This window comes from Streptomyces sp. T39 (assembly GCF_008042045.1).
Classification (GTDB): domain Bacteria; phylum Actinomycetota; class Actinomycetes; order Streptomycetales; family Streptomycetaceae; genus Streptomyces.
This window is the reverse complement of record NZ_RDBP01000054.1, coordinates 1-7,789: the sequence shown is the minus strand read 5'-3', so window position 1 is coordinate 7,789 and position 7,789 is coordinate 1. Positions and strand designations below refer to the sequence as shown.

8 protein-coding genes and 2 pseudogenes are annotated in these 7,789 nt (G+C 72.8%); 5 read left to right on the top strand and 5 right to left on the bottom strand.

Annotated features, from left to right (window positions below; genetic code table 11):
- From EAO77_RS32295 to EAO77_RS40630, 3 genes and pseudogenes are all read right to left on the bottom strand, one after another.
- Window positions 1-494 (bottom strand): annotated as a pseudogene (locus EAO77_RS32295) (electron transfer flavoprotein subunit beta/FixA family protein); the annotation flags it as partial.
- 180 nt (window positions 495-674) lie between these two features.
- Entirely contained in the window at window positions 675-1,181 is a 507-nt protein-coding gene (locus EAO77_RS39025; protein ID WP_261994256.1) for a flavin reductase family protein, read from the bottom strand.
- An 8-nt stretch (window positions 1,182-1,189) separates the two neighbouring features.
- Window positions 1,190-1,688, bottom strand: a pseudogene (locus EAO77_RS40630) (electron transfer flavoprotein subunit beta/FixA family protein); the annotation flags it as partial.
- A 193-nt stretch (window positions 1,689-1,881) separates the two neighbouring features.
- On the opposite strand from EAO77_RS40630, the gene EAO77_RS32285 reads away from it, so the two are divergent.
- Both EAO77_RS32285 and EAO77_RS32280 read left to right on the top strand, forming a co-directional pair.
- A complete protein-coding gene (locus EAO77_RS32285) occupies window positions 1,882-2,604 on the top strand; it encodes a TetR family transcriptional regulator (RefSeq protein ID WP_147991885.1) in 723 nt (240 codons plus the stop codon).
- A gap of 133 nt (window positions 2,605-2,737) precedes the next feature.
- Window positions 2,738-3,094, top strand: coding sequence for a Zn-ribbon domain-containing OB-fold protein (locus EAO77_RS32280; protein ID WP_261994239.1), 357 nt, complete (start codon window positions 2,738-2,740; stop codon window positions 3,092-3,094).
- A gap of 69 nt (window positions 3,095-3,163) precedes the next feature.
- Here EAO77_RS32280 and EAO77_RS32275 read toward each other — a convergent pair whose 3' ends face one another.
- Complete coding sequence (locus EAO77_RS32275) at window positions 3,164-3,580, bottom strand: hypothetical protein (RefSeq protein WP_147991883.1); 417 nt, start codon at window positions 3,578-3,580, stop codon at window positions 3,164-3,166.
- 303 nt (window positions 3,581-3,883) lie between these two features.
- Here EAO77_RS32275 and EAO77_RS32270 point away from each other — a divergent pair, with 303 nt between their 5' ends.
- Window positions 3,884-4,849, top strand: coding sequence for an oxygenase MpaB family protein (locus tag EAO77_RS32270; protein WP_147991882.1), 966 nt, complete (start codon window positions 3,884-3,886; stop codon window positions 4,847-4,849).
- On the opposite strand, the gene EAO77_RS32265 is transcribed toward EAO77_RS32270, so the two are convergent.
- Window positions 4,761-5,405, bottom strand: coding sequence for a TetR/AcrR family transcriptional regulator (locus EAO77_RS32265; RefSeq protein WP_147991881.1), 645 nt, complete (start codon window positions 5,403-5,405; stop codon window positions 4,761-4,763). The two genes, EAO77_RS32270 and EAO77_RS32265, sit on opposite strands and share 89 nt — an antisense overlap.
- Window positions 5,406-5,757: 352 nt before the next feature.
- Here EAO77_RS32265 and EAO77_RS32260 point away from each other — a divergent pair, with 352 nt between their 5' ends.
- Both EAO77_RS32260 and EAO77_RS32255 read left to right on the top strand, forming a co-directional pair.
- A complete protein-coding gene (locus EAO77_RS32260) occupies window positions 5,758-6,852 on the top strand; it encodes a sensor histidine kinase (protein WP_147991880.1) in 1,095 nt (364 codons plus the stop codon).
- Complete coding sequence (locus EAO77_RS32255) at window positions 6,840-7,514, top strand: response regulator (RefSeq protein ID WP_147991879.1); 675 nt, start codon at window positions 6,840-6,842, stop codon at window positions 7,512-7,514. Before EAO77_RS32260 ends, EAO77_RS32255 begins: the two co-directional genes overlap by 13 nt.
- Window positions 7,515-7,789: the final 275 nt, after the last annotated feature.

Below are 7,789 nucleotides of genomic sequence, written 5' to 3'. Positions count from 1 at the left end.
GCCGTGTCACCGTCCCGGCGGCCCTTCACCGTGCCGCCCTCGACCGACACCTCGGACAGCAGCGTCACCTGCGGCACACCCAGACGCTCCGCCAGCAGCGCCGGCACCACACCCATCGTGCCGTCCGTCGACGCCATGCCCGCGATCACCAGGTCGAAGCCCGCCTTCTCGACCGCCTTCGCCAGCACCAGCGACGTGCCGATCACATCCGTGCCGTGCAGATCGTCGTCCTCGACGTGAACCGCCTTGTCCGCACCCATCGACAGAGCCTTGCGCAGCGCGTCCTTCGCATCCTCCGGACCCACCGTCAACACCGTCACCTCGGCGTCGTCCGCACTCTCCGCGATCTGCAGCGCCTGCTCCACCGCGTACTCGTCCAGCTCCGACAGCAGGCCGTCGACGTCGTCCCGGTCGACGGTCAGGTCATCGGCGAAGTGCCGGTCGCCGGTGGCGTCGGGCACGTACTTCACACAGACAACGATCCTCAGGCTCACGCCGGCTCTCCTACTGCATCGTCTCTACTGGATCCCTTGTGAACGCAGCATAGGCGTCCTGTGGGGCGGATCCCGGTCGGGGCGGGCCGCGCTCCGACCGAAATATTACTCGTCAGTACACCCGCCCCGACGCCGCTAAGCAAGCGCTTTGCCATGTGATCTGGCCAACGGCCGGCGGCCTCAGTCCCGGAGGCCGGTGAAACGGCCCTGGTGATAGAGCAACGGGCTGCCGTCGGGGCCGTGTTCGCCGTCCACGACCTCGGCGATGACGATGATGTGGTCCCCCGCCGGGACGCGGGCCACGACCCGGCCGACCAGCCAGGCCAGCACACCGTCGAGCACGGGGACCCCCTGGGGTCCGGTGTGCCATCCGGTGGGTCCGGCGAAGCGGTCGATGCCGCTGCGGGCGAACCGGGCGGCGAGTTCCTCCTGGTGCTCGCCGAGTATGTGCACGCCGATGTGACCGGCCTCGGAGAGCACGGGCCAGCTGGAGGCGCCGGTGCCGATGCCGAAGGAGATCAGCGGCGGTTCGGCGGCGACGGAGGTGAGCGAGGTCGCGGTGAACCCGACGGGCCGCTCCCCCTGGGCGGTGATCACCGCCACACCGGCGGCGTGCCGCCGGAAGACGGACCTCAGCAGCCCGGGCGTGTCCGGGGCGGCGGGAGCGGCGGCGGCCGGCGCGGACACGCCCGGGCTGCTGGCCGTGTCACCGTCCCGGCGGCCCTTCACCGTGCCGCCCTCGACCGACACCTCGGACAGCAGCGTCACCTGCGGCACACCCAGACGCTCCGCCAGCAGCGCCGGCACCACACCCATCGTGCCGTCCGTCGACGCCATGCCCGCGATCACCAGGTCGAAGCCCGCCTTCTCGACCGCCTTCGCCAGCACCAGCGACGTGCCGATCACATCCGTGCCGTGCAGATCGTCGTCCTCGACGTGAACCGCCTTGTCCGCACCCATCGACAGAGCCTTGCGCAGCGCGTCCTTCGCATCCTCCGGCCCCACCGTCAACACCGTCACCTCGGCGTCGTCCGCACTCTCCGCGATCTGCAGCGCCTGCTCCACCGCGTACTCGTCCAGCTCCGACAGCAGGCCGTCGACGTCGTCCCGGTCGACGGTCAGGTCATCGGCGAAGTGCCGGTCGCCGGTGGCGTCGGGCACGTACTTCACACAGACAACGATCCTCAGGCTCACGCCGGCTCTCCTCCTGACGGGCGGTCGCATGACGCGCATGGTTGATGTACCGAACCTATGGCACTCAGTACCCCGTGTAAAGGAACCAAGTGCCAAATCGGGGTTCCGGTGCTACGTTCCCCGCATGACTGAGGTGCGTAAACGGCGCAGGCCGGCGGCTGCTCAAGGGGCCGACGACCCTCCCAGGACGCCCATGCGGGAAACCCTGGCCGAGGCGGCGTTCCAGCTGTTCCTGGAGCGCGGCTTCGAGGGGACCACGGTGGACGAGATCGTCGCCAGGGCCGGTGTCGGGCGGCGGTCGTTCTTCCGGTACTTCCCCTCCAAGGAGGACGCGGTCTTCCCGGACCACGAGAGCTGTCTCGCGGACATGACCGAGTTCCTCGCGCGCGGCGCCGACCCCGACCCGGTGCGCGCGGTCTGCGACGCCGCCCGCCTGGTGACCCGCATGTACGCGGCGAAGCCGGAGTTCTCGGTCCAGCGCTACCGGCTGACGCAGGAGGTGCCGGGGCTGCGCACCTACGAGCTGTCCGTGGTGCGGCGGTACGAGCGGACCATGGCCGGATATCTGCGCGGCCGCTGGACGGACGGCCCGGACGGGGCACTGCGCGCCGAGGTGGTGGCCGCGGCCGTGGTCGCCGCGCACAACAACGCCCTGCGGGCCTGGCTGCGTTCGGGCGGCGCGGGTGATGCGGAGGCCGCGGTCGAGCACGCCCTCGGCACGGTGCGCGAGGTGTGGTCCCGGCCCGCCCCCTCCGTCGCCGCCGCGCCGAAGAGTTCGGCGGCCGGCGGCCCGGGCGGCGCTGCGGGCGTGGCACGGGCCGACGGCGACGTGATCGTCATGGTGGCCCGCCGGGACGCCCCGCTGTGGCGCGTGGTGCAGCAGGTCGAGGCGGCGCTCGGCACCGGCGCGAAATAATTGACACTGAGTGTCTTTACGCGGCGGCACTCAGTGCCATATCGTGCGGGCAGCGGCAGCGAGGGCGTGCCGCTCGGAGCCGAGTGCAGGGGGTCGCGACGTGTCCCAGCCAGGAAGTGCCACCGCAGCGCCGGTGCGTGGGGAAACCGGTCTGATCTATCAGCGCTGCCGTTGGTGCGGGACCGCCTCCTTCCGGCGGCTCCTGTGCCCGGTGTGCGCGTCGAGCGACCTGGAGTCCGCCCGCAGCGACGGTGACGGGATCGTCGTGCGGACCACCGTGGTCCACCGCTACACCAAACTCGCCCGCAACGAGTCGCTCGTCCGGTTCCCCGAGGGCTTCATGCTTCGCTGCCGGGTGATCGGCGCACCGCCCCACCTCGTCTGGGCCGGGGAGCGTGTCCGCCCGGCCGCCGGCGCCGACATCGACACGGGCGAGGTCGTCTTCGAGGTCTGCGACACCGGTGACCGCGAACGGGACCGCTGGCGCTGAGCGCGCGCCCCGGCGGCGGGGAGCCGCGGCGGASTCCGCCGCGGCTCCCCGCCGCCGTCGGCCACCCGGTCAGTGCGAGCGGGCGGGCCGGTCCGTGCAGAGCGACCAGATGACGAACACCCCGATCGCGATGGAGATCACCGCCCACAGCGGCTGGTACGGCAGCCAGAGGAAGTTGAGCAGGATGCTCAGCGAGGCGAACGCGACGCCGAGCGCCCGCGCCCAGCCCGCCTCCGTCAGGACGCCGCACCCGGTGATCAGCAGGACCACGCCGAGGACCAGCAGGATCCACCCCCACGCGGTGACGTCGAACTTGAAGATGTAGTCGCCGACGCGGGCGTACACCTCGTCCTCGGCGATGCCCGCGATGCCTTTGAAGACGCTGAGCACGCCGTCGACGAGAAGCAGCACCCCGGCGAAGACCGTCCCTCCGGCCGCCCACGGGTTGCGCCGTGCGCCGTCGTGCCGCGCGGTTGACTGAGCCATGGCAGTACTCCTTCGGCTCTCCGTGCCCGCGCGAGCGTGCCGTGTGCTGGTGCGGGCGTGTCCCTCCGGGACGGTTCCGAGCATGGGTCCGCCCCGGGCCCGCGGCCATGCGGATACGGCCGAACGGGTGAAGGCCGCCCCGTGCCGATCCTCTCGTCCGTCGGGCGCTGCCCCGATCCGCAGTCATCAACTCCCTTTCTCGCGGCGAGCGTTGACCACTGAGTGAAACAAGTACATAGTGCTTGTATCTCTGACTCAGCGGCGCCGGGCGGCAACCCGGCCCCGGAACGGGAGGCCCGCCGCATGGCCCGTTACAGCCGCCTGCGGGAGATCCGCCGCATGGACCCCGCCCGGGACTACGAGCGGATACACCGGCTCATCACCCAGTACGAGTTCCCCTGGGACTACCGCCAGGGGCTCGGGGTCGCCTTCCTGCGCGACTACGGAGTCCCCCGCATCTCCGAACTCCTCGACCGCACACAGGAGTTCGAGCGCGCCGGCCAGAAGCGGTACGACGACACCCTGCTGTTCGGCTACGAACTCGTCCGCGACGGCTTCGACTCCGAACGCGCCCGCGCCACCGCCCGTCACCTCAACCGCATCCACGGCAGATACCGCATCCCCAACGAGGACTTCCTGTACGTCCTCGCCACCACCGTGGTGGGACCGGTGCGCTGGATCAACCGGTTCGGCTGGCGCCGGCTCTGCCCCGAGGAGGTGCAGGCGATCGCGCTGGTCGGACGCCGGACGGGCGAGATGATGGGGATCGAGGGCGTCCCCGACACCTACGCCGGTTTCGAGGAACTGCTGACCGACTACGAGCGCACGATGTTCGCCTACGCGCCCGCGAACCGCAGGGTCGCCCACGCCACCCTGCGGGTCATGGCCGACTGGTACCCGCGGCCCCTGCGCCCGACGGCCGTCCGGATGACCCTGGCCCTCCTCGACGAGCCGCTGCTGCGCGCCCTCGGCTTCCCCGAGCAGCCCGCCTGGGCGCGCACGGCCGCCGAGCGCGCCGTGCGGGCCAGGTCCCGGGCCGTCGCGCTGATGCCCGCCCGCCCCGACCGCCTGCCCGTCCGGCCCCGGGCACGCTCCTACCCGCTCGGCTGGACACTCGACGACCTCGGACCGCACTGGGCCGCCGGCCGCCCGCTGGAACCGCTGCCCGGCGAGCGCGACCTCAGCGCCCCAGCAGCGGAACCAGGAAGCGCCGGGCGAAGTCACGAACCCGGTCGTCGTCGTCCAGCTCGAAGGTACTCACCGGATTGAGCAGGAAGGAGACCGTGATGCGCACCATCAGCTCGGCCACCGGCGTCGGATCGCTCTCCGGCTGCCCCTCGGCCAGCCGCGCCTGACGGAGCCGGTCCACGAGATACCCGCGCATCGCGAGGAACGCCGGACCGCTCTCCACCGTGAGGTAGGGCAGCATCGTCTCCGGCTCCAGCCGCAGCAGGCCCCCGACCAGCGGATGACGGCGGATGTGCCCGAGCACCACGGTGAAGCCCTCGACCAGGCGGTCCTCCACCGTCGGCAGACCGGCCACGGCCTCGTCCACGTCCGCCACGAACCGCCGGTACTCCCGCAGCAGACACGCCGAGACCAGGCTGTCCTTGCTGCCGATGCGGCGGTACACCGTCACCCGCGACACCCCGGCCCGCCGTGCCACGTCGTCGACCGTCGAGCGGCGCAGACCGAAGGTGGTGAACTGCTCGCGCGCCGCGTCGAGGATCTGCGCCGTCAGCGCGTCCGCCGGCGCGGGCGCGTCGAGCGCCCCGCCGAGCGGTGAGCCGTCGAGCAGCGAACCGTCGTCCCCGCGAACCGTCATGTGTCCCGCCCCGTTCTGTCGTGCCGCTCCACTCAATCACGCGCACCGGACCTCCGGACCAGGCGGCTCCCCGCGGGGTGCGCCGGGGGCGTCGCCGCCACGGACAGGGGTCCGTCAGGGGTGGGCGGGGCAGGTGCGTCACGCACCCGCTGAGGCACAATACGTGACGCCAGCGACACTCTGGGCACCGTGCACCAACCCCGTCCCACGGGTCGACCACCCGCCGGGACCTCGCGGTGCCACCGGTACGGGGAGGCGTGAACTGTCGGTGAGTTCCTTACCGTTACGTGCGATACGCGCACTGCAAGGGGCGGCCGGGGCGGGGTCGGGGCTGCAACGCGCGCAGTCCTTCATGATCCTCGCCACCCTGCTCTACCGCGCCAGCCATCTGGCCGTCGGGATCCTCGCGGTCGCCCAGCGCCACCGCGGCGAGCCCGTGATGTACGCGGCACTCGCGGCCGCCGTCGCCCTGAGCGTGCTGTGCCACGGGACGGCCCTGCGACACGGCTGGTTCCGCGGCCGGGACGTGTGGGCCGACGTCCTCGTCAGCGGCTGCCTGCTGCCGTTCGTCCTGTACCTGTGGGCCGGGGTGGACGAACCCGCCGCGCTGGGCTGGTCGATGCTGCTCGGCGGCTCGGCCAGCTCCGTCGCCGCCATCGCCCTGGACCGCGTGCACGCCCTCGCCGCCGTCGCCCTCCTCGTGCTCACCCACCTCGGCGGCTACCGACTCGTGGGCGCGAGCCCCGCCGTGCTCGGCGGCCACGTCAACTCACTGCTCTCGTCGGCGGCGATGGCCTGGGTCTTCTGGTGGTACCTGCGCCGCCAGGGCCGGCTTCTCGACGAGGCGAACGCCCGGGCGCTGGAGGCCGAGGCGCATCGGGCGCGGTACGCCGAGCGCCTGGAGCACCACCGGGCGCTCCACGACACCGTTCTCGCCACCCTGACCACCCTCGCCGCCGGCGGCGTCGACGCCAACGCGCCCCAAGTGCGCGAGCGCTGCGCCCGGGAGGCGGCGTATCTGCGGCGGCTCGTCCAGCAGAACGCCGACGAGCACCCCCACCGCGCCATAGGCGAGGCGCTGGAGGCCGCGGTCGCGGCGGCCGAGGGCCTGCAACTGCGGGTCACCACGCAGTACCACGGCCTGCCCGAGGTGCCGCCCCAGGTCGCCGCGGCCCTCGCCGACGCCGCGGGGGAGGCGCTCAACAACGTCCGGCGGCACGCGCGGACCGGACACGCCTATCTCACCGCCACCGGGGAGACCGACGGGAGCGGGGGAGTGGTCGTCACCGTGGTCGACCGCGGTCCCGGCTTCGATCCCGGCCGGCAGGTGCCCGGCCTCGGTCTCAGCGGATCCGTTAGGGGACGGATGGCGGAGGTCGGCGGCCACGCCAGTGTGGACACCGCCCCCGGCGAGGGCGTACGGGTGGAGCTGAGATGGCCGGCGTGATCACCGTGGCGGTCGTCGACGACGACCGGATGCTCGTCGACGGGATGCGGGCATGGCTCGCCCCCGTCCCCGGCCTCGCCCTGGTGGCCACCGCGGCGACCGTCGGCGAACTGCTCTCCGCGGCCGGGCACCCGCCGTCCGGCGGCGCGGCGGGACCGGTGCCCGCCCCCGCCGACGTCGTCCTGCTCGACCTGGTGCTGCGCGACGGATCCGCCCCCGCCGACAACATCCGGCGCCTGCTGCGCACCGGCAGCCGGGTCCTGGTCATCAGCACCGTCCCCGACCGCCCCCGGATCATCGACGCGGTACGGGCGGGCGCCGACGGCTACCTGACGAAGGACAACGACCTGCCGACGCTGGTCGCCGCCATCGAGGACATCGCGGCGGGACACGGCGCCCACTCGCCCGAACTCGCCTTCGCCTGCGCCCACGACACCGGGCCGGAGCGCCCCCGGCTCTCGCCGCGGGAGCGGCAGATCCTGCTCGACTACGCCTCCGGGATGACGCTCAAGTCCGCGGCCAGGCGGGCCGGGATCACCGTCCACACCGCCAAGGACTACCTGGACCGCGTCAAGGCGAAGTACCGCGAGGCGGGCCGCCCCGCCTACACCAAGATCGACCTGGCCCACCGGGTCCGCGAGGACAGCCTGGAGGGCCCCTGACCGCCCGCGCGGCCTGGACGCCTCCCGTCTGAGGCGCCCCGGCGGCGCGCGACGTGCCGGGGCACCTGCGGAACGCGGCCCGGGGGTGGGCGGTCGGGCGGCGCAAGCCCCCCAAACGGACGGCTGCAACGGGGGGTGGGCCCCTGCCTATCGTCGTCCCCGGCGGAGCCGTGGCGGACCCGCCGGGGAGGACGGGCAGCGGTGGACTGTTGTTGTCCGGCGCCGACGGGCCACACGTCCCGGACGCGCCGCACCCGCCCGCTCCTCCCCACAGC

What these genes read in the sequence shown, in the direction of transcription:
- EAO77_RS32285 (WP_147991885.1), top strand. Translation starts at nt 1,882, where the DNA reads ATGCGGGAAACCCTGGCCGAGGCGGCGTTCCAGCTGTTCCTGGAGCGC.
- EAO77_RS32275 (WP_147991883.1), bottom strand. Translation starts at nt 3,580, where the DNA reads ATGGCTCAGTCAACCGCGCGGCACGACGGCGCACGGCGCAACCCGTGG.
- EAO77_RS32270 (WP_147991882.1), top strand. Translation starts at nt 3,884, where the DNA reads ATGGCCCGTTACAGCCGCCTGCGGGAGATCCGCCGCATGGACCCCGCC.
- EAO77_RS32265 (WP_147991881.1), bottom strand. Translation starts at nt 5,405, where the DNA reads ATGACGGTTCGCGGGGACGACGGTTCGCTGCTCGACGGCTCACCGCTC.
- EAO77_RS32260 (WP_147991880.1), top strand. Translation starts at nt 5,758, where the DNA reads ATGATCCTCGCCACCCTGCTCTACCGCGCCAGCCATCTGGCCGTCGGG.
- EAO77_RS32255 (WP_147991879.1), top strand. Translation starts at nt 6,840, where the DNA reads ATGGCCGGCGTGATCACCGTGGCGGTCGTCGACGACGACCGGATGCTC.